The sequence below is a fragment of the Jezberella sp. genome (assembly GCF_964834465.1).
The window spans coordinates 56790-76766 of record NZ_CBAZRM010000002.1 but is presented as its reverse complement, the minus strand read 5'-3'; the positions used below and the strand labels follow the sequence as shown (position 1 = coordinate 76766).

Genomic DNA, 19977 nt, shown 5'->3' with positions numbered 1-19977 from the left:
ACTGACGTGTGATTACCCACGACTCGACTGCGCGCGGTTGGCAGTCTGGCACAATGATCAGCTCTTTTTGCGCGGGGGCAGGCCCGTGTGTTGCGTCAAGACGCGCCCCGGTTTGACGATGCGCCGGCCAGTCGCTTCAGTGCTGTTTTTACGGCGAGTACTCGTGTAGCTACCATCGGTTTGCGGTTGATGAAACGGGATGAGATGCTTTTTGCCGTTGCCAATCAGATCCGCGCGGCCCATCGCTTTGAGTGCTTCTCGTAACAACGGCCAATTGTTGGCATCGTGGTAGCGCAAAAACGCCTTATGCAGGCGCCGTCGTCGGTCACCGCGCACTATATCGACGGTCTCGCTGACGCGAGTCACTCGTGACAGTGGGTTGCGTCCCGAGTGATACATGGCAGTCGCCGTTGCCATGGGGCTTGGATAGAAGGTCTGCACTTGGTCGGCTCGAAAACCATGGCTCTTGAGCCACATCGCCAGATGCATCATATCTTCGTCGCTCGTGCCTGGATGGGCGGCAATAAAGTAGGGCACCAGAAATTGCTTCTTACCAGCTTCCAGACTGAACTTATCAAACATTTGTTTGAATTTGTCGTAACTGCCGATCCCTGGCTTCATCATCTTAGACAAAGGCCCCATCTCGGTGTGTTCTGGCGCAATTTTTAAATAACCACCCACATGGTGGGTGACAAGCTCGCGGATGTATTCGGGTGACTTCACCGCCAAGTCATACCGCAGCCCAGAGCCGATCAGGATTTTTTTAACACCCTTCAAGGCGCGAGCGCGTCGATACATATGGATCAACGAGCTGTGATCGGTATTCAGATTTTGGCAAACATCGGGGTAAACGCAACTGGGTTTACGACAGGCAGATTCAATCTCTGGGCTTTTGCAACCAATACGATACATGTTGGCCGTGGGGCCACCCAAATCAGAAATGACACCGGTAAAGCCAGGGACTTTATCGCGAATATCTTCAATCTCGCGAATCACTGAATCTTCGCTGCGGCTCTGGATAATCCGTCCCTCGTGCTCAGTGATTGAGCAGAAGGTGCAACCGCCAAAACAGCCCCGCATGATATTGACGCTAAAACGGATCATTTCCCAAGCGGGGATCTTAGTGGCCCCATCGTGGCTGCCCTTTTCATCCGCGTAAGATGGGTGGGGGCTGCGTGCATAGGGTAAGTCAAAGACCAAATCCATCTCGGCGGTGGTCAACGGGATCGGTGGTGGATTGATCCATACGTCGCGCGCGGTTCGTCCTTCACCGTGCGCTTGCACAATGGCACGAGCATTGCCGGGGTTTGTTTCGAGGTGCAGGACACGGCTGGCGTGGGCATATAACACCGGATCCGATTTCACTTGCTCGTAAGAGGGTAGTCGAATCACGCTTCGATCACGCGCAGGCACCTTGAGCTTGCCTTTCAATGGCAGTGCTGGGTTGGGCGAAAACACGAGTGGCGATTCACCAGCGACTCGTTTGCTTTTATGTGAGCTCTTGGCGGTGGCTTCTGCTGCGACGGCACGCGCCTCGTCGTTGCGAGCGCAGCTTTGCCCTTGCTCAAACGCCTGCTCACTGATCATTAAATAGGGGTTGACATGGGCTTCAACGCGCCCGACCTCATCGACACTGGTCGACGTGATCTCGAACCAGCCTTCGGGTGTTTCACGCCGCATGAAGGCGGTGCCTCGGATATCAATCATTTGATGTACGGGCTCTTTGGCCGCCAGCCGATGGGCAATTTCGACGACTGCGCGTTCAGCGTTGCCGTACAACAGCAAATCACACTTGCTATCGACGACCACCGAACGACGGACTTTGTCAGACCAATAGTCGTAATGGGCAATTCGTCTCAACGAGCCTTCGATACCCCCTAAGATAACGGGCACGTCTTTATAGGCTTCTTTGCATCGTTGGGTGTACACAATCGCGGCGCGATCCGGGCGTTTGCCACCAATGTCGCCAGCGGTATACGCATCGTCACTGCGCATTTTTCGATCAGCCGTATAACGATTGATCATGGAATCCATATTGCCCGCTGTCACGCCGAAAAACAGATTCGGTTTGCCGAGGACTTTAAAAGGGTCGGCGCTTTGCCATTCGGGCTGAGCAATGATCCCCACCCGAAACCCCTGGTTTTCCAGCATCCGCCCTATCACTGCCATGCCGAAACTGGGATGGTCGACATAAGCGTCACCGGTCACGATGATAATGTCGCAACTATCCCAGCCGAGCTGAGTCATTTCGTCGCGACTCATCGGTAAGAAGGGTGCCACACCAAAACGCTCAGCCCAGAACTTGCGATAACTGCTCAGGGGTTTGGCGTGGCGTGGAAAGAAGGAAACGTCAGTGTAGGCAGTCATATCAATCCGTAATCAACATTGTACGGCACGCCTTGACTTTTACTCACGCAGTTTTGCGCTTGAAAATTACATCCCAGACCCCGTGGCCGAGCCGCAGGCCGCGATTTTCGAATTTGGTTAAGGGCCGATAGTCTGGCCTGGGGGCGAACCCTTCTGCGGTGTTTTCAAGGCTTTGTTCGTGGCTGAGCACATCTAGCATCTGCATGGCGTAGTGCTCCCAGTCGGTCGCGCAATGCAGATAACCACCAGGTTTAAGCCGACTGGCCAGCGAAGCTATAAAGGGTGGCTGAACTAAACGCCTTTTGTGATGCCGCAGTTTCGGCCAGGGATCAGGGAAGTAAATATGAACGCCAGCCAGCGTGCCGGGGGCAATCATGTCACGGATCACCTCGACCGCGTCGTGCTGAATAATGCGAATATTCTGCAGTGATGACGCTTCGATGCGCTTGAGCAACGACCCAACCCCAGCATTGAATACCTCAACACCAAGAAAATTATCTGCTGGTCTCGACAGCGCGATTTTCTCGGTGGTCTCGCCCATCCCGAAACCGATTTCAAGAATCGTATCGGCTTGGCGATTAAACGTTGCGTTCAGATCCAGTAATGAGGTTTGATACGTCACCCCCCACTTCGCCAGCAAAGTATCGAGTGCTTGTTGCTGCCCTTGAGTAATGTGGCTTCTGCGGTGCACAAAGCTGCGGATGTGAGTCGTCAACATCAACCACCTCCGACAGCAACAACGATTTCAAGGCGGTCACCGTCGCACAGGATAACGGTGGCGTGTGTACTTTTAGGCACAATATCGCCGTTTCGCTCGATGGCGATACGTTTGCCGGTATACCCGAGCTGTTCAATCAATTCGGCGATGGTTGTGGGGGCTGCGAGCATTTTTGCTACGCCATTGAGTAGGATTTCCATGTGCGACATTGTAATCTGGTGCTAGACGGCAGGTGCAGCGGCGATTGGTGAGCGATCGAGCTGCTTGTGCCGTATAATCCCGAACACTTCGCGGGTGTAGTTCAATGGTAGAACGGCGGCTTCCCAAGCCTCAAGCGTGGGTTCGATTCCCATCACCCGCTCCAGATTTTTGTAGACATCATGCCTGAAGTCCTTAATATCGCAGCTTATAAATTCGTTGAGCTCGATCAACTAGATCAAAGACGTGTTGAACTCTTTGACCAAGCCACACAGCTTGAACTAAAAGGCACAGTGCTGTTGAGCCCAGAGGGGATCAATCTCTTTCTGGCTGGGTCAAAGGCGCAAATCACCGCGTTTCTTGCCTGGTTGCAGCAAGAGCCGGCGTTCGCCGCCCTTGAAGTGAAATACAGCGAATCAACTGAGCTGCCGTTCAAACGACTCAAAGTCAAAATCAAATCAGAGATTATCCGGATGGACCACCCGACGATTCGACCGATTGAGGGCCGGGCGCCAGCGGTCGATGCGCAGACCGCTGCAAGATGGATAGGGCAAGGGTGTGATGATGCAGGTCAACCGGTTGTTTTGCTGGATACGCGCAATGATTTTGAAGTGCAGGCGGGTACTTTCAAGAATGCGATCAACTGGCACCTGACCAAATTTACAGAATTCCCGGCTGCGGTGAAAGCGCATCAAACTGAGCTTGAAGGCAAAACGGTGATCAGCTTTTGCACAGGCGGCATCAGATGTGAAAAGGCGGCCATCTATATGACAGAGCTGGGTCTGAAAGATGTCTTTCAGCTGGATGGCGGCATCTTGAAGTATTTCGAAGAGACCGGTGGGATAGGCTACGAGGGCAACTGTTTTGTCTTCGATGAGCGTGAGACGCTTGATTCAGGGCTTAACCCTCAGCCAATCGCCTAAGCCCGCAGCCAATCGCCTAAACGACCGTCGCTTTCAGTTGCGAGGCAACGCCCGCAACTGACGTCCTTTATCTGACCCGCATCCCAGGTTGTGATCCCGACGCAGGGTCGAGCAAATAGATACCTGCATCCACTGAATCATCCGCGTGACTCGCCGCGAGAACCATGCCTTCAGAGATACCAAACTTCATCTTGCGAGGGGCTAAGTTGGCGACAAGCACGGTGAGGCGGCCAATGAGTTGCTCGGGGTTGTATGCAGATTTAATCCCCGAAAAAACGTTGCGATGGCGGCCTTCACCCGCATCAAGCGTCAGGCGCAAGAGCTTTGCTGCGCCTTCAACATGCTCACAATTGACGATGCGGGCAACCCGCAGATCGACCTTTGTAAAATCCTCAATGGAGATCGTCGGGCCGATGGCTTCACCGCCAGGTGTCGTGGCGGTTTCGGCGGCAACATCGTCTGCAGACGACTCAAACAAGGCATCTAGCATCGCGGGTTCAACCCGTTGCATAAGATGTTTAAAGGGGTTGATGTGTGTGGGTAACGTGCCAGCGTCGGCCCAGACGAAAGGTCGATTCAGACTGAACAACTCGGTCGCCACCCGATGACTGAGTGTCGGCAGAATTGGTGCCAACATCACCGACAGGGCTTTAAAGCCAGCAAGTGCCTGCGAGCAGATGTTTTGCAACTCAGTACGTTTGATGGTGTCTTCAGCCGCTAAGCCTTTGGCCACTAACCAGGGTTGGGCAGTGTCAAACGCCTGATTGATCTGATCTGCGTGCGCCATGATGTCACGGATAGCGCGGCCATACTCGCGAGCTTCAATATTCTGAAAAACGTTGGCGGCCGCTTCGGCCCACGTGTCGGCTAAAGCTTGAGCGTTGCCGGTATAACCCAGCACCCCATCAAAATACTTGCTGATGAAATTGGCGGCACGGCTGGCAATATTGATGTATTTGCCAACTAAATCGCTATTGACCCGTGCAATGAAATCGTCAGCGTTGAAGTCGATATCTTCAACGCGCGCATTTAGTTTGGCTGCAATGTAATAGCGCAACCAGTCTGGGTTCATGCCGATTTCCAGATATCGAAGGGGCGATATGCCTGTACCACGGCTCTTAGACATTTTTTCACCGCTGACGGTGATAAAGCCATGCACGTTGAGTTGATCGGGTGTTTTACGCCCCGCAAATTTGAGCGTTGCTGGCCAAAATAAGGCGTGAAAATAAACGATATCTTTACCGATAAAGTGAACTTGCTCGGTTGTCCCGGCGGGATCCAACAGTTCGTCGAAATCGATTCCTTGCAGCTGGCAATAGGCTTTCAAAGAGGCCAGGTAGCCCACTGGGGCGTCCAGCCAAACATAGAAGTACTTGCCCGGGGCATCGGGGATTTCGATACCAAAGTAAGGCGCGTCGCGCGAAATGTCCCAATCACCCAGGTTGACTTCGGCATTGTTCGCGCCGCCGCCCAGCCATTCGCGGGTTTTGGCCAACACCTCGGATTGCAAACGCTTGTTGCCCTGAACGTTGGTGCCCGTCGTCCAGTCTTGCAAAAAGGCCACACATTTAGGGTCAGATAATTTAAAGAAAAAGTGTTCAGACGTTTTAAGCACCGGACGGGCATGGGTCAGTGTCGAATAGGGCTCAATCAAGTCAGTGGGCGCATAGACAGCGCTGCAGACTTCGCAGGCGTCACCATACTGATCTTTACTGTGACAGGTAGGACACTCACCCTTAATGTAGCGATCAGGCAGAAACATGCCCTTGACTGGGTCGAAAAACTGTTCGATCTGTTTGGTTTCAATCAGGCCCGCCGAGCGAAGTTGACGATAAATCGATTGCGACAGTTCAACGTTCTCAGGTGAGTCAGTTGAATGCCAGTGATCGAAGTCGATCTGAAATCCCTTTAGATACTGGGGGCGTTCTGCTGCGATACGGGCCACAAGCGCCTGTGGCGTAATCCCCTCGGATTCAGCTTTAAGCATGATGGGCGCGCCATGGGTGTCATCGGCACCGACAAAATGAACCGTATGACCTGCCATGCGCATAGCCCGCACCCAGATATCGGCCTGGATGTATTCCATGATGTGGCCGATGTGAAAAGATCCGTTGGCGTAGGGAAGTGCGGTCGTGACAAAAATGGTGCGTGACATGAATCGTGCCGACAAGAAGAGATCAAGCTGATCATTTTAAGGCAACGCGGCGATTCACGAGAAATGCACGAATCCCCAGTAGCCGGCGAGCGTCGAGACAAGGGCGCTGGCTGCCAGCCCCCAGATGGGATTTGCTTTGGTATAAAACGCCACAAACACATTCACCGCGCTGATGATTGCGGTCAGCCAGCCTCGATGCGCCGCTTGAGCCAGATCCAACCCACTGGCAATGACCAGGCCAACTGCAATGGGGACCAGGGCATTCTGCACGAGCCGAAATCCGCATGAGCCACCCAGTCGGTTGGCCATACGTCCCACCCCAAAGGCAAGCAAACAAGGGATAGTAAGTATCGACAAGGTGGCCGTTAGCAAGCCCTTCCAGCCAGCAATTTGCCAGCCGAGCAGGCTGATAAACACCACATTAGGCCCCGGGGTAATTTGTGCCACGGTAAAAAGATGCATGAAGGCTGACGCATCCATCCAGTGTAAGTTGTCGACAATCTCGTGCAAGACCGCAGACACCGTCGCGTTCATGCCACCGATTGCCATGATCGAAATCATCACAAAGCTTCGCATCATCTGCCATAGAATCAGGGGGTCTGTCATTTTTTCCCCCAGACGAAGGTGATCAGTAGCGCCACGGGAATGAAGGCTGGGATGACGTAAATCATTGGCCAGTGCAGGCCAGCAATCGCCGTGAGCGCCAGCAGGATGATGAGCGTCGCAGCGAGACCAGGTTTGAGCCGTTTTGCCATTTTCAGGCCAGTGCCAATGACGAGCCCCGCGGCAGCGGCTGCCGCACCAGTCAGCGCATCGTTGATCGCAGCGATGTGCGAAAACTCGTTGTAGAGCGTCGCGAGCCCAACCAAAATAACGAGCGGCAAAAGCATGATGCCTAAGACACACACCACTGAGCCTTTAGGGCCCTGATAGCGGTCACCAAGCATCACGGCGGCATTGACCGTATTGGCGCCTGGCAATACTTGTCCAATCCCTAAGACCGTGGCGTATTCTTTATCTGACAACCATTGGTAACGCTCAACAATGACATGATGTGCCGCCGCAGCCACGCCACCAAAGCCCAACAAACCGATGGTCGCAAAACCGCGAAATAACTCACCGAGGCCGATAACACGCTGGGCTGACTTGGATTCGCCAGCGTCACCGGTCAATGCGGATTTGGTAGAAGGTGCGACCATATCAAATTACTTGATTTCTCGAGCCTCGACATCAATGATGTCGCCTGGTGGCTTTGGCGCACGTGCGTAGAAAGCACCTGTCTTGAACATGGGTTTACAGGCTCGTTGAGCGCGCATGAAGTATTCTCTGATGGCTGAAGGACGGCTGGCGATCCGACCTGTCAAAAGCAGGATAATGATCGCAATAAAGCTTGACCCAATGAAAATCAAGGCCATGCCTAAGCCCAGTAGGCCGGCAATGGCCATCGCGACCAGACGAAAAATGCTTGTTATCAATGTTGGCATACGCCCTTGGTAAAGAAAATCAACGTGTTACCTAACTATAGACTGGAAAACTGACATGAGTTTAACGCTGACTGACGTGCGCTTGGCACTGGATGAAACGATCGATCCGCACAGCCATGCCAGCCTAGCTGCACTGGTCAAAGACAACCAAATCGACATCCGCGGTGACGACGTCAGCATCAAGCTTAATCCTGGCTATTATGCGGCGGATCAAGCCGCTGGTCTGCGTGATCTGCTCACCGATCGATTGCGGTCTGTGGGGGCTCGCACCGTTCAGATCGATCTGGCGGTCAACGTCCTGTCACATGCGATTCGCCCTGGCGTGGATCGCGTCCCGAACGTCAAGAACATCATCGCCGTCGCCTCTGGCAAAGGCGGGGTGGGCAAAAGCACAACGGCGGTTAATTTGGCGCTTGCTTTGCAGACGCAAGGCGCACGTGTCGGTTTGCTGGATGCTGATATTTACGGCCCCAGCGTGCCGACCCTGTTGGGGATTAACGACAAGCCCCGAAGCAACGGCAAGACCATGGAGCCGCTGATCGGACATGGTTTGCAATGCAATTCGATCGGCTTTCTGATTAGCCCGGATTCACCCGCCATCTGGCGCGGCCCGATGGTCACCCAGGCGCTTGAGCAGCTCTTGCGCCAAACGGATTGGATTGATCTGGATTACTTGATCGTTGATATGCCCCCTGGTACGGGCGATATCGCCCTGACGCTTGCCCAGAAAGTCCCCGTTGTTGCGGCGTTGATTGTGACGACACCTCAAGATATCGCCTTGCTCGATGCTCGCAAGGGTCTACGTATGTTTGAAAAAGTAGAAGTCCCGATTCTCGGCATTGTCGAGAATATGGCGGTGCATATTTGCTCAAACTGCGGGCACAGCGAGCATATCTTTGGTGACGGTGGCGGCGAACGCATGGCGACTGAATTCCATACAGCGTGCTTAGGCAGCTTGCCCCTGGCGATGTCCATCCGTCGACAGTCAGACCTGGGGCTGCCAACGGTACTGGCAGAGCCTGATAGCCAAGCGGCTGGCATTTACCATGAGATCGCACGCCGAGTTGCTGCTCGCGTCGCTCAGCTGCCTCGCGACATGAGCGAAAAGTTCGGCACGATCGCTATCAAGCGGGTTTAAATCCGTTAGCCCTCAACATCGGGCGCGACAAGAGTAAAATCCGCGCTCTTGATCCTTTTCACCGGGACGTTGGCATGAGCATTAAAAGCGACCACTGGATTCGTCGAACCGCGATGAGTCAAGGCATGATTGAACCCTTTGAGCCTGGCCAGGTGCGAGAGAACGCATCAGGCCGGATCGTGAGCTATGGCACCAGCAGTTATGGCTATGATGTGCGCTGTGCCGACGAGTTCAAGATATTCACGAATATCAACTCGACGATTGTCGACCCAAAGAACTTTGATGAGAAGTCTTTTGTCGATTTCAAGGGCGATATTTGTATCATCCCGCCCAATTCATTTGCGCTGGCGAGAACGGTTGAGTACTTCCGTATCCCGCGCAGTGTGCTGACGATTTGCCTGGGCAAGAGCACCTATGCCCGCTGTGGCATTATCGTCAATGTCACCCCGTTAGAGCCAGAGTGGGAAGGCCACGTCACTTTAGAATTCTCTAACACCACCCCGCTACCTGCCAAGATCTACGCAGGCGAGGGGTGTGCGCAGATGCTGTTTTTTGAAAGCGACGAAATTTGCTCGACGTCGTACAAAGATCGTGGCGGTAAATATCAAGGTCAACAGGGCGTGACCTTACCCAGAACGTGATGTTTGAAGGTTGTCATTAAAAAGCGGTTTACGAGTATTACACTACGCCTCGTTTCTGTTTAAAACACCGTCTTCAGCCCTCAGTTCTTTAGCCCTTTCGCGCGGAGTCAACGCCATGAAGTTTCGTTTCCCTATTTTCATCATTGACGAAGACTACCGTTCAGAGAATGCCTCTGGATTAGGGGTGCGTGCGCTGGCCGCCGCGATAGAAGAAGAGGGGATGGAAGTCATCGGCGTCACCAGTTACGGTGATTTGAGTTCGTTTGCACAGCAACAAAGTCGTGCAAGTGCTTTTATCTTGTCCATCGACGATGAAGAGTTCGACGTAGATTCGCCAGAAGATGTCGCAGGCGCCATCAAGAACTTACGTGCGTTTATTGGTGAGTTGCGGTTCCGTAACGCCGATATCCCCATCTATCTTTATGGCGAGACGCGCACCTCCGCTCATATCCCCAATGACATCTTGCGCGAATTGCATGGTTTCATCCATATGTTCGAGGATACGCCTGAGTTTGTCGCTCGACACATTATTCGCGAGGCACGAGCGTATATCGATAGCTTGGCACCGCCGTTTTTCCGCGAACTCGTCAAATATGCGCAAGATGGATCGTACTCTTGGCATTGTCCAGGGCATTCGGGTGGCGTGGCGTTTTTGAAGAGCCCCGTTGGTCAGATGTTTCATCAGTTTTTTGGTGAGAATATGCTGCGTGCGGATGTTTGTAACGCCGTGGATGAACTCGGCCAGTTGCTAGACCACACGGGTCCGATTGCAGAATCCGAAATCAACGCCGCGCGAATTTTTCACGCTGACCATTGTTATTTCGTGACCAACGGTACCTCGACGTCCAATAAAGTCGTTTGGCACGCCAACGTCGCTGCCGATGACATCGTCGTGGTCGATCGCAATTGCCACAAGTCCATCTTGCATGCGATCACCATGACAGGCGCAATCCCGGTTTTCTTGCGTCCGACTCGCAACCACCTGGGGATTATCGGCCCGATTCCTTTGAGCGAGTTTGAACCTGAAAACATTCTCAAGAAGATTGAGGCCAATCCGTTTGCCCGCAAGGTCAAAGATAAAGAGCCACGTATTTTGACGTTGACGCAAAGTACCTACGACGGCGTGATCTACAACGTCGAGATGATCAAGCAAAAGCTTGGCAACATGATTGATACTCTGCATTTTGATGAGGCTTGGTTGCCGCATGCCGCTTTTCACGAGTTTTATGAAGACATGCACGCGATTGGCCCGAATCGCCCGCGCAGCCCAAAAGCGATGGTCTTCGCGACACACTCAACGCACAAATTGCTCGCAGGCATTTCGCAAGCCTCGCAAATCATTGTGCAAGAGTCCGAGTCACGCAAGCTCGATCGCAATATCTTCAATGAAGCCTATTTGATGCATACGTCGACCTCACCGCAATATGCGATTATCGCGTCTTGCGATGTGGCGGCGGCCATGATGGAAGCCCCCGGGGGTACTGCCTTGGTTGAAGAGAGTATCCGTGAAGCACTGGATTTTCGTCGCGCAATGCGTAAGGTCGATCTCGAATATGGCGCAGACGATTGGTGGTTTACCTTGTGGGAACCCGATCAGTTAGTCGCGGATGGCATCGGCACACAGCAAGACTGGATGCTTGAGTCAAACGCCCACTGGCACGGCTTTGGTGATCTCGCGAAAGATTTCAACATGTTGGACCCCATCAAAGCGACCGTCGTTACACCTGGTTTGGATATGTCGGGCAGCTTTGGTGAAACGGGCATCCCCGCTGCGCTGGTGTCGAAGTTTCTGACCGAGCATGGCGTCGTGGTTGAGAAGACGGGGCTTTACTCTTTCTTCATCATGTTTACCATCGGCATTACCAAAGGCCGGTGGAACACGCTGTTGACTGCTTTGCAGCAATTCAAAGATGATTATGATCGCAATCACCCGCTCTGGAAAATCCTGCCCGATTTCTGCAAGATTCATCGCAAGTACGAGCGCATGGGTCTCAAAGATCTCTGTCAATTAATTCACGCCGCTTATCGTAAACACGACGTGGCACGATTGACGACAGAAATGTATCTCAGTGACATGGTGCCTGCGCTCAAGCCTTCGGATGCGTTTGCGAAAATGGCCCACCGCGAAGTTGAGCGAGTGCTGATCGATGAGCTCGAAGGCCGCGTGACGGGCGTGTTGTTGACGCCTTACCCACCAGGGATTCCGCTGTTGATCCCGGGTGAGCGCTTCAATAAGCGCATTGTTCAGTATTTGCAGTTTGCGCGAGAGTTCAACGCGCAGTTTCCTGGCTTCGAAACCTATATTCACGGGTTAGCCGAAGACGTCTTGCCCAACGGTGAAAAGCGATATTACGTTGACTGTATTATCGAAGAGTAGGCTTGAACCACGTCACCACGAGCTGTTCACGCCATGACCACCCAGCGCGTTGACGTCGTCGTGATTGGCGCGGGGGCTGCGGGCATGATGTGTGCAGCAGTGGCTGGGCAGCGTGGTTTAAAGGTGCTACTGATTGATCATGCCAGCAAGTTAGCTGAGAAAATCCGAATCTCTGGCGGTGGTCGATGCAACTTCACGAATCGTGAGGTATTGCCCAACAACTTTATTTCTGCGAATCCTCATTTCTGCAAGTCGGCACTGGCAGCCTACACCGCTCAGAATTTCATTGCCTTGGTCAATGAACATGGGATTGCTTGGCATGAGAAGCATAAGGGTCAGCTTTTTTGTGATGACAGCAGCGAAGACATTATCGACATGTTGCGCGCAGAATGTGGCAAAGGACACGTGCAGTGGCGCATGCCCTGCAAGGTTGAGGTGATCGCGCCCATGGATCTGCCAGCGGCAGCTTCGTCGCCAGCCGCCTCGACGCAGGCGCAACCACGGTTTCGAATCACGAGTGATCAAGGGTTGATTGAGACATCATCGGTGGTGATCGCCACCGGCGGGCTTGCTATCCCCCAATTGGGGGCAACCGACTGGGGTTTAAAGATCGCGCGTCAGTTCGGCCTGAAAGTCATCGACCCGCGACCGGCGCTCGTGCCACTCGTCTTTAACGGAGATGATTGGGGGGCTTTCAGCGAACTATCTGGTGTTGCGATCGAAGCTGACGTCTCAACGGGATCAGATCGGCCAGTGACGTCGTTTTTAGAGGATGTTCTTTTTACTCATCGTGGTTTGTCTGGCCCGGGGATCTTGCAAATTTCAAGCTATTGGCAGCCCGGTCAAACGATTCGCCTGAACCTCGCTCCGGGGCGGCAACTGGGTGATGAACTGATCGCCAATAAATCGGGCAACAAGCAACAATTGGGAACGGTATTAGCCAATCTCTGGCCGCGTCGCTTATCCGAACAGTGGTTAGGTGAGTATTCAACCCATAAACTCGCCGACGTGGGTGACAAGTGGCTGCGCGACCTGGCGACTCGTATTCACGGCTGGACGCTGACCCCGTCGGGAACAGCTGGTTTCAAGAAGGCCGAGGTGATGCGCGGCGGTGTAGACACGCGCGATCTGGATCAACGAACGATGGCCGCGAAAAAGCATCCTGGCTTGCATTTCATCGGTGAAGTGGTGGATGTCACGGGCTGGTTAGGAGGCTATAACTTTCAGTGGGCGTGGGCGTCGGCGGTAGCCTGTGCGAAGAGTCTTTAGATACAATCGCCGTGAATGCAGATTAGCGGAGCTCAAATGCACATACCAAACGATCGTCGATATGCAACAACGCACGAGTGGATAAAGGCCGAAGGCGACGTCATGCTCGTTGGCATTTCGGCACCTGCACAAGATCAGTTGGGTGACCTTGTTTTCGTCGGAGATGTCAACGTCGGTGGAAAATTGTCTGCAGGCGCAGTTGCCGGCATTGTTGAATCCGTCAAGGCTGCCTCTGATATCCATGCGCCAGTGACCGGTCAAGTGATCGCGTTCAATGATGCCTTGAACGATAACCCCGGCCTCATTAATGAGGATCCGTACGAAACTTGGATTTTCAAAATCAAGCCTGATCAGCCGAAGGATATTGACGGTTTGCTTGACGCTTCGGCTTATGAAACGATCGCGCAGGATTAATTAACGGCGGTCGACTCAAACTCTTTGGCCAAGTCTTTGACCAATCCGAAGAAGTCATTGACCATGGATTGCATCGACTCTTTGCTGAGACCACCGTAGGTGCTGACATCCATCTCGAGGATAGGTTCTTGTGTTTGGCCGATTCGTGCTTTAGCCAGGCTGTGATCTTTGTTCCATTGGTTGATATGCTGAATCGCTTGCGGTTTTTTGGGATCGTAGCTGGCTCTGAGCACGACGTCTTCGCAGGTTGGATCACTGCCGCAGCCCACAAAGACAAACTCAATCCGAGTCGCACCGGTGTCTTCTGGGGCGATCTGAATGACCGGATCTCCCTGCTCGTCCTTTCTTTGCTCAAAGTTATGTCCGTTGGCCGTCAAAATATCAGTGAACGCCTGTGAGTCAAAATGGCTTTTTGAGCCGACATCGTCAGGCTCTCCTTGCACCTGTGTGACATCACTGTCTAACCAGCCGAGTGGGGCTTTTGACACTAACCAGTTGAGAAAACCACTCGTTGAAACGGGATTGCCATTTAATTTAAAAGTGTTTTTTTCCAAGGTGAGGCTTGCGGCGACATTGTTGCCATCAATCTTCACTACTTTTGCGATGCTCGCCAGCAAAAGGTCAGTGTTTACCTCCTTTTCGGCTAACGCCTGAGCTTTGCTTTCCGGGACGCCCTGACCCAGCTTGATCTCAGTGAGAACACTCGTGGCGAGCGGTCGCGATACATTGAGGTTGGCGTGAAATGTCTCGAGCGGATTGGTTGTCATACCCACACCGCTCGCATTGAGGGCAACAGGTGCCAGGGCCAAGTGAAGCTCGAACTTGCCACTGCCTTGCTTGCTATCCCAGACTAATGGATTGAGGTGGAGTGTTGGCTTATCTTTCAAAAGCGTCTGTACCTGTTGCCAAAACGCTTTGATGTCCGTATTGGTGACCAGGTCAGCGTCAGAGGCTTGGTTGAGCGAGCGAATGACCAAATCACCAGACAGGTTGACGAGTGATTTCATCGGCTCGGCGCTGAGGTGATCAAATGAAACCAAGAAATTGAGTTTTCCAAAGTCTTTGGCCCCCAAGGTGAGTTTCTCGGTTTCATAATGAATGACGCCATCAAGCAAACGATCGTTTTGATTGAGGACGAGTCGGGTTTGCAACTCGTCTAGCTTTAGCGTTGGCAGCCCAGGTTGCTGAATGCTCAACTGATTGACGGTGGCACCTCGGGTGCCAACGGTCAGCCCTTTGTCATTTTGTTGGCTGTTGTTGTACAGGCGAACGCCATTAAACGCGATCGACCCCGACTTGTTCGCCAAAGTGAGAGACGGGATGCCAACGTCACTTTGCCAAGTGGTCAAATTAGCACCGACATTGATTTTGATCGAGACGCTGCCCAACTCGGTATGCAGACCGTCTTGAGAAACACTGAGTGGGGTGGTTGTCCAGACACTGTGCAAATCGCCGTTTAAGTCCAAAAGACTTTGCCCTTCGATAAAGGGTTGTCCTTTTGCGTACGAAAAGAGTTTCTCTGACAATGCGGTGGGCACAAGCGTGCTGTGAATGACAGCAAGATGGGGGGCGAACTGACCATGCAACAGAGACCATAATGGCAGAGGGCCATGATCTATTTTGCTGAGAATCTTGATGTCAACAGGTTTCGTATCGGACGTGGTAGGCGCGAGCGATATTAAATAAACCGCCTCACTTGAAAATATCCCTCTCTGGTATTGGATCTCTTTGACTGAGATTGAATCCATACCGCCATCGGCTAAATACTCGTTAAGCGCTTCAATCCCATCGCGAGTATCTTGCTCGATATGACTGCCCGACCACCACGTAATCGTTGCGTAAATTGCAATGATGAATACGACGATACCGCCAACCGTAGAGATAATTTTTGTCTTCACGTGATTCTTTTGCAGATGAGTGCTTTCAGGTTCAAGATCGTCTCAAATACTCGACGATGTCATAAGCGAGGCCATTTTCTGGCAATTGTGGCAACCGCGACGTTTCATGCCAAATGGCTTTGTCCAGTTCGGCAAATCGGGCGTCACCCACCACTTGCGTTTTCACCTCAGTGGCGACAATGCGATCAACATGTGCGAGGGCTTCTCTATATATCTGCTCGCCGCCAATAAAGTAGATCTCGGGGGCATCATGAACAAGCGCTTTGGCGGCGTCAACGCTGGTGGCAACCTCAGCCCCTAGCGCTACGAACTCAGCATTTCGACTGATCACAATATTGCGCCGGCCGGGCAGTGGTCTACCGAGAGACTCCCAAGTCTTGCGCCCCATGATAATCGGACAGCCTAGGGTGGTGCGTTTGAAATGCGCCAAATCACCCGGTAGTGACCACGGCAGCGAATTGTTCACCCCGATGACGCGATTTTCTGAATAAGCGACGATTAAGGAGGTGCGCATGGCGTTAGACCGCCACAGGGGCTTTGATGTGAGGATGATGTTCGTAATCCTCGATCACGAAGTCTTCGAACTGATAGTCAAATAAAGACGCTGGTTTGCGCTGGATGATGAGTTTCGGATAGGCGAAGGGTTCACGTGAAAGCTGCAATTCGACTTGATCGAAATGATTGGAATAGAGGTGGCAGTCGCCACCAGTCCAGATAAAATCGCCAACCTCCAGGTCGCACTGCTGAGCAACCATGTGCGTCAGTAACGCGTAGCTGGCGATATTAAACGGCACACCAAGAAAGATATCGGCACTGCGTTGATACAGTTGGCAGGATAGCTTGCCCTGCGCGACATAGAACTGGAAAAAAGCGTGGCAGGGCGGGAGCGCCATGTTTTTGATATCAGCGACATTCCAAGCTGAGACAATCAATCGCCGCGAGTCAGGTGTTTGTCGTATCTGCTCGAGCACTTGGCTGATTTGGTCGATATGCTGGCCATCCGGCGTTGGCCATGAGCGCCACTGCACCCCATAAACGGGCCCGAGTTCGCCGTCAGCCTGGGCCCATTCATCCCAAATGCTGACCCCCCGTTCTTGCAACCATTTCACATTTGAATCGCCTCGCAGAAACCAGAGCAGTTCAAGAAAAATGCTGCGAGTATGCAGCTTTTTTGTCGTAATCAGCGGAAACCCTTCCTGCAAATTAAACCGCATCTGATGGCCGAATAACGAGCGCGTGCCAGTCCCTGTTCTGTCAGATTTGTCAACGCCATGCGTGTAAACATAGCGCATGAAATTTTCATATTGATTCATCCGTGCAACTCTCTATTCAAGGGTTTTAGCGCTGACCAGTGCGTCGTCGACGATCTCTGCTGACCAAGTGATCTTGGCCGTGAGAGCAAGCATTGCCGACGCTGAGCAGTACTTGTCATGGGACAGCGCAATCGCTCTTTCAACAGCAGCGCGCGATAGGCTTTTGCCAGTCACGGTAAAGGTAAAGTGAATCGACGTAAACACTTTGGGGTCTGTTTCAGCTCGCTCAGCCAGTAACTTCACCGAGCAGCCAGTCACCGCGTGGCGTCCTCTTTTGAGAATAAGCACAACATCATAGGCAGTGCACCCACCGGTACCTGCCAAGAGAAGTTCCATCGGGCGAGGGGCTAAATTGTGGCCGCCGCCTTCTGGGGCACCATCCATCGCCGTCACATGACCACTGCCGGTTTGCGCCACAAACAGCATCCCTTGTGGACCACCCCAGTTAATTGTGCATTCCATGCTGAATCCTCTGCTAAAGAAAGAATGATAAACCTTAAGTCATTGGTCATCCTAATGAAAATCGGGGTGAAGTCGCCCGAGTTTGAGGGAAACGCATAGCCTAGGGTTTACACTAGACACTTGGCTGACGTTACTCTCGATTCAATCACTCGACCACACGATGTCCACTCAGATGAAACCGACTTTGTCCTATCCGTCGTTTACCCGTCGTTCGCATTGGCTGGACGGTTTAATTGTCGAGGTGGATGTTGCCCTTCAAGTGCTGGCGGACAGCGCTCGAGCTGCGCGGCCCAATCCAGCGGGACGCTCCGTCTCAGATGCAACCACAACAAGGCTGAGCGAGCAAGAACGCGCTCATGCAGCTGGTTTGATGAGGGTAAATCATGTCGGTGAAGTCTGTGCGCAGGCTCTCTATCGCGGGCAGGCCCTGGCGTGTCGAGACAGTACGGTTCGCGACCTTTTTCAGCACGCAGCCAAAGAAGAGGTCGATCATCTGGCGTGGTGCAGTGAGCGTTTGGTCGAGTTAGCGAGTCATCCGAGTGTGTTGAATCCCGTCTGGTATGCCGGCTCATTTGTGATGGGCGTATTGGCCGCAAGGGCGGGAATCGCACGCAACTTAGGCTTTATGGCTGAAACTGAGCGTCAAGTTGAAGCCCATCTGGATACGCATTTAGTGAGTCTGCCCGCACAAGATCAGCGCTCTCGGGCAATTGTGTCGCAAATGAAGGCTGATGAAGCGGGTCATCGGATGATGGCCGAGCAGCGTGGGGCGGCGCTGTTGCCGAGCCCAGTAAGGCAATTGATGAAGTTGACGTCACGACTGATGACGATGACGGCGTATAGGCTGTAGGGCTTAATCCGAACCAGTCATTTTGTTGCGACGCACAAAAACAACAGTTTTTGGGATATTTGCCAGAGAAATGCTTGTTTCTTGCAATGCACAAAAATCTAGGCTATTATTCAGTTGTGGATGTTAAGTATGCGTTTGAATAAAGCGTCAAAAGCCATTGCACGCTGTTCAAACCTTAAGAGCCGTAGCTCCTTAACTTGCCAAGGTTGTCTCCTCCACCCTCCTCCTTTGGTGGATTTAGCCCAAGACTGCAAAGTCTTGGGCTTTTTTTTTAATCAATTTTTGTTGAGAAGTTCAACCCATCGGCCATTCGCTCGTCACCATGAGCAGGTTTCGTAAAAAAACCTGAACCTAAAATCATCTAAGGGCGTGAAAAGTCTAAAATAGACCTCAATCAAATAAAGGCGCAAGTGTTGCGTGGAGATTGCTTTGCAGATTCAAGATATTAGACTTGCAGTGGTTGGATTGGGATATGTCGGTTTACCTTTGGCTGTCGAGTTTGGTAAAAAAATGCCGGTGATTGGGTTTGACATCAATGCCGCTAGAATCAGCGAGTTGCAATCCGGTAAAGACCATACCCTTGAGGTAGACGACCAAGAGCTGGCCAGTGCTACCCATTTGACCTTCACGATGGATCGAACGGTCTTGGCTCGCGCCAACGTTTTCATTGTCACCGTACCAACGCCCATCGATCAGTACAAGAATCCTGATCTGGATCCTTTAGTCAAAGCCAGTGAAACCATTGGTGCGGTGTTGAAAAAAGGCGATCTCGTTATTTATGAATCGACGGTTTACCCGGGCGCGACAGAAGAAGAGTGCGTACCAGTCCTCGAGCGTGTGTCGGGCTTGACGTTCAACGTTGATTTTTTTGCGGGCTACAGCCCAGAGCGCATCAACCCGGGCGATAAGACGCATCGAGTCAGCACCATCAAAAAGGTCACCTCTGGCTCGACGCCAGCCATTGCACAGTTGGTCGACGAACTTTACCGCCAGATTGTCGTCGCTGGTACGCATCTTGCCCCTAGTATCAAAGTTGCGGAAGCAGCGAAGGTGATTGAGAACACCCAGCGCGACGTCAACATCGCGCTGATTAATGAACTGGCCCTGATCTTCAATATCATGGGTATTGACACTGAGGCCGTGCTTCAGGCCGCCGGTACCAAATGGAACTTCCTCCCTTTCAGGCCGGGTTTGGTGGGAGGTCATTGCATTGGGGTGGATCCGTATTACCTGACGCACAAGGCGCAGTCGTTGGGCTACAAGCCCGAGGTTATCCTGGCAGGGCGTCGGTTGAACGATGCCATGGGTAATTATGTGGTTTCGCAATTACTCAAGGCCATGACTCGTAAAAACGTTGGTGTGCTCAATGCAAGGGTGCTCGTGATGGGTCTAACCTTCAAAGAAAATTGCCCTGATCTGCGTAATACTCGAGTCGTTGATATCGTCAATGAACTGAAGGCTTATAACGTTCGGGTCGATGTTTATGACCCCTGGGTTAGTAGCCAGGAAGCCGTCGATGAATATGGCATCACCCCGGTGCAGACCTTAGCGCCTGATACCTATGATGCGATCATCCTCGCAGTCGCTCACCATCAGTTTGCTGAAATGGGCGCTGAAGCGATCCGGCGACTAGGCAAAGCAACCCATGTGCTATACGACTTGAAATATGTTTTTTCAGCAGATCAAGCTGATCTCAGGCTATAAGAATTGTGCGCGATAGGTTTGCTATCGATTTAGTTGGATTGCCATCGCAAAATACATGGCCTAAAG

General features: G+C 52.5%; 18 protein-coding genes, 1 tRNA gene and 1 pseudogene. 9 read left to right on the top strand and 11 right to left on the bottom strand.

Features of this window, described 5'->3' with window-relative positions; genetic code table 11:
- Window positions 1–57: 57 nt before the first annotated feature.
- The 3 genes and pseudogenes from AC1W8Y_RS01680 to thiS all read right to left on the bottom strand — a co-directional run bounded on the left by AC1W8Y_RS01680 (window position 58) and on the right by thiS (window position 3285).
- On the bottom strand, window positions 58–2367 hold the full coding sequence (locus AC1W8Y_RS01680) for a YgiQ family radical SAM protein (RefSeq protein ID WP_482012725.1): 2310 nt from the start codon (window positions 2365–2367) through the stop codon (window positions 58–60).
- 43 nt (window positions 2368–2410) lie between these two features.
- Window positions 2411–3076, bottom strand: a pseudogene (trmB, locus tag AC1W8Y_RS01675) (tRNA (guanosine(46)-N7)-methyltransferase TrmB); the annotation flags it as partial.
- 8 nt (window positions 3077–3084) lie between these two features.
- Entirely contained in the window at window positions 3085–3285 is a 201-nt protein-coding gene (thiS, locus tag AC1W8Y_RS01670) for a sulfur carrier protein ThiS (protein WP_482012724.1), read from the bottom strand.
- Between the two features lie 90 nt (window positions 3286–3375).
- Between thiS and AC1W8Y_RS01665 the strand changes: the two genes are divergently transcribed.
- A tRNA-Gly gene (locus AC1W8Y_RS01665) sits at window positions 3376–3449 on the top strand.
- A 16-nt stretch (window positions 3450–3465) separates the two neighbouring features.
- The gene (locus AC1W8Y_RS01660) at window positions 3466–4206 is read left to right on the top strand and encodes a sulfurtransferase (protein ID WP_482012723.1); all 741 of its coding nucleotides are present in this window, start codon (window positions 3466–3468) and stop codon (window positions 4204–4206) included.
- A gap of 67 nt (window positions 4207–4273) precedes the next feature.
- Here the strand turns inward: AC1W8Y_RS01660 and metG are convergent, their stop codons facing one another.
- From metG to AC1W8Y_RS01640, 4 genes are read right to left on the bottom strand one after another with little or no spacing between them, the layout of a single operon-like run.
- The gene (gene metG, locus AC1W8Y_RS01655; protein ID WP_482012722.1) at window positions 4274–6361 is read right to left on the bottom strand and encodes a methionine--tRNA ligase; all 2088 of its coding nucleotides are present in this window, start codon (window positions 6359–6361) and stop codon (window positions 4274–4276) included.
- Between the two features lie 54 nt (window positions 6362–6415).
- Window positions 6416–6967 (bottom strand): chromate transporter, encoded by a 552-nt coding sequence (locus AC1W8Y_RS01650; protein WP_482012721.1) that lies wholly within the window; start codon window positions 6965–6967, stop codon window positions 6416–6418.
- Window positions 6964–7560, bottom strand: a complete 597-nt coding sequence (locus AC1W8Y_RS01645; RefSeq protein WP_482012720.1) for a chromate transporter — start codon at window positions 7558–7560, stop codon at window positions 6964–6966. Before AC1W8Y_RS01645 ends, AC1W8Y_RS01650 begins: the two co-directional genes overlap by 4 nt.
- A gap of 6 nt (window positions 7561–7566) precedes the next feature.
- Window positions 7567–7845, bottom strand: a complete 279-nt coding sequence (locus AC1W8Y_RS01640) for a hypothetical protein (protein WP_482012719.1) — start codon at window positions 7843–7845, stop codon at window positions 7567–7569.
- A 55-nt stretch (window positions 7846–7900) separates the two neighbouring features.
- On the opposite strand from AC1W8Y_RS01640, the gene apbC reads away from it, so the two are divergent.
- The 5 genes from apbC (at window position 7901) to gcvH (ending at window position 13684) form a co-directional block, all read left to right on the top strand.
- On the top strand, window positions 7901–8983 hold the full coding sequence (apbC, locus tag AC1W8Y_RS01635) for an iron-sulfur cluster carrier protein ApbC (RefSeq protein WP_482012718.1): 1083 nt from the start codon (window positions 7901–7903) through the stop codon (window positions 8981–8983).
- Window positions 8984–9057: 74 nt separating this feature from the next.
- Window positions 9058–9624, top strand: a complete 567-nt coding sequence (gene dcd / locus AC1W8Y_RS01630; RefSeq protein WP_482012717.1) for a dCTP deaminase — start codon at window positions 9058–9060, stop codon at window positions 9622–9624.
- A 115-nt stretch (window positions 9625–9739) separates the two neighbouring features.
- A complete protein-coding gene (locus tag AC1W8Y_RS01625; RefSeq protein ID WP_482012716.1) occupies window positions 9740–12001 on the top strand; it encodes an Orn/Lys/Arg family decarboxylase in 2262 nt (753 codons plus the stop codon).
- 33 nt (window positions 12002–12034) lie between these two features.
- Window positions 12035–13270: a BaiN/RdsA family NAD(P)/FAD-dependent oxidoreductase gene (locus tag AC1W8Y_RS01620; protein ID WP_482012715.1), complete on the top strand. Its 1236-nt coding sequence runs from the start codon at window positions 12035–12037 to the stop codon at window positions 13268–13270.
- A gap of 36 nt (window positions 13271–13306) precedes the next feature.
- Window positions 13307–13684: a glycine cleavage system protein GcvH gene (gene gcvH, locus AC1W8Y_RS01615; protein WP_482012714.1), complete on the top strand. Its 378-nt coding sequence runs from the start codon at window positions 13307–13309 to the stop codon at window positions 13682–13684.
- Here gcvH and AC1W8Y_RS01610 read toward each other — a convergent pair.
- From AC1W8Y_RS01610 to AC1W8Y_RS01595, 4 genes are read right to left on the bottom strand one after another with little or no spacing between them, the layout of a single operon-like run.
- Window positions 13681–15582: a DUF945 family protein gene (locus AC1W8Y_RS01610; protein WP_482012713.1), complete on the bottom strand. Its 1902-nt coding sequence runs from the start codon at window positions 15580–15582 to the stop codon at window positions 13681–13683. The two genes, gcvH and AC1W8Y_RS01610, sit on opposite strands and share 4 nt — an antisense overlap.
- Before the next feature lie 31 nt (window positions 15583–15613).
- Entirely contained in the window at window positions 15614–16096 is a 483-nt protein-coding gene (locus AC1W8Y_RS01605) for a dihydrofolate reductase (protein ID WP_482012712.1), read from the bottom strand.
- Between the two features lie 4 nt (window positions 16097–16100).
- Window positions 16101–16895, bottom strand: coding sequence for a thymidylate synthase (locus AC1W8Y_RS01600; RefSeq protein ID WP_482012711.1), 795 nt, complete (start codon window positions 16893–16895; stop codon window positions 16101–16103).
- A gap of 12 nt (window positions 16896–16907) precedes the next feature.
- Entirely contained in the window at window positions 16908–17357 is a 450-nt protein-coding gene (locus AC1W8Y_RS01595) for an OsmC family protein (protein WP_482012710.1), read from the bottom strand.
- Window positions 17358–17529: 172 nt separating this feature from the next.
- Here AC1W8Y_RS01595 and coq7 point away from each other — a divergent pair, with 172 nt between their 5' ends.
- Both coq7 and tviB read left to right on the top strand, forming a co-directional pair.
- Window positions 17530–18207: a 2-polyprenyl-3-methyl-6-methoxy-1,4-benzoquinone monooxygenase gene (gene coq7 / locus AC1W8Y_RS01590; RefSeq protein ID WP_482012894.1), complete on the top strand. Its 678-nt coding sequence runs from the start codon at window positions 17530–17532 to the stop codon at window positions 18205–18207.
- A gap of 429 nt (window positions 18208–18636) precedes the next feature.
- Window positions 18637–19911, top strand: a complete 1275-nt coding sequence (gene tviB, locus AC1W8Y_RS01585; protein ID WP_482012709.1) for a Vi polysaccharide biosynthesis UDP-N-acetylglucosamine C-6 dehydrogenase TviB — start codon at window positions 18637–18639, stop codon at window positions 19909–19911.
- The last annotated feature ends 66 nt before the right edge of the window (window positions 19912–19977 follow it).

Excerpts from the sequence above, each read along its gene's own strand:
- AC1W8Y_RS01680 (WP_482012725.1), bottom strand. The coding sequence starts at position 2,367 with ATGACTGCCTACACTGACGTTTCCTTCTTTCCACGCCACGCCAAACCC.
- thiS (WP_482012724.1), bottom strand. The coding sequence starts at position 3,285 with ATGGAAATCCTACTCAATGGCGTAGCAAAAATGCTCGCAGCCCCCACA.
- AC1W8Y_RS01660 (WP_482012723.1), top strand. The coding sequence starts at position 3,466 with ATGCCTGAAGTCCTTAATATCGCAGCTTATAAATTCGTTGAGCTCGAT.
- metG (WP_482012722.1), bottom strand. The coding sequence starts at position 6,361 with ATGTCACGCACCATTTTTGTCACGACCGCACTTCCCTACGCCAACGGA.
- AC1W8Y_RS01650 (WP_482012721.1), bottom strand. The coding sequence starts at position 6,967 with ATGACAGACCCCCTGATTCTATGGCAGATGATGCGAAGCTTTGTGATG.
- AC1W8Y_RS01645 (WP_482012720.1), bottom strand. The coding sequence starts at position 7,560 with ATGGTCGCACCTTCTACCAAATCCGCATTGACCGGTGACGCTGGCGAA.
- AC1W8Y_RS01640 (WP_482012719.1), bottom strand. The coding sequence starts at position 7,845 with ATGCCAACATTGATAACAAGCATTTTTCGTCTGGTCGCGATGGCCATT.
- apbC (WP_482012718.1), top strand. The coding sequence starts at position 7,901 with ATGAGTTTAACGCTGACTGACGTGCGCTTGGCACTGGATGAAACGATC.
- dcd (WP_482012717.1), top strand. The coding sequence starts at position 9,058 with ATGAGCATTAAAAGCGACCACTGGATTCGTCGAACCGCGATGAGTCAA.
- AC1W8Y_RS01625 (WP_482012716.1), top strand. The coding sequence starts at position 9,740 with ATGAAGTTTCGTTTCCCTATTTTCATCATTGACGAAGACTACCGTTCA.
- AC1W8Y_RS01620 (WP_482012715.1), top strand. The coding sequence starts at position 12,035 with ATGACCACCCAGCGCGTTGACGTCGTCGTGATTGGCGCGGGGGCTGCG.
- gcvH (WP_482012714.1), top strand. The coding sequence starts at position 13,307 with ATGCACATACCAAACGATCGTCGATATGCAACAACGCACGAGTGGATA.
- AC1W8Y_RS01605 (WP_482012712.1), bottom strand. The coding sequence starts at position 16,096 with ATGCGCACCTCCTTAATCGTCGCTTATTCAGAAAATCGCGTCATCGGG.
- AC1W8Y_RS01600 (WP_482012711.1), bottom strand. The coding sequence starts at position 16,895 with ATGAATCAATATGAAAATTTCATGCGCTATGTTTACACGCATGGCGTT.
- AC1W8Y_RS01595 (WP_482012710.1), bottom strand. The coding sequence starts at position 17,357 with ATGGAATGCACAATTAACTGGGGTGGTCCACAAGGGATGCTGTTTGTG.
- coq7 (WP_482012894.1), top strand. The coding sequence starts at position 17,530 with ATGAAACCGACTTTGTCCTATCCGTCGTTTACCCGTCGTTCGCATTGG.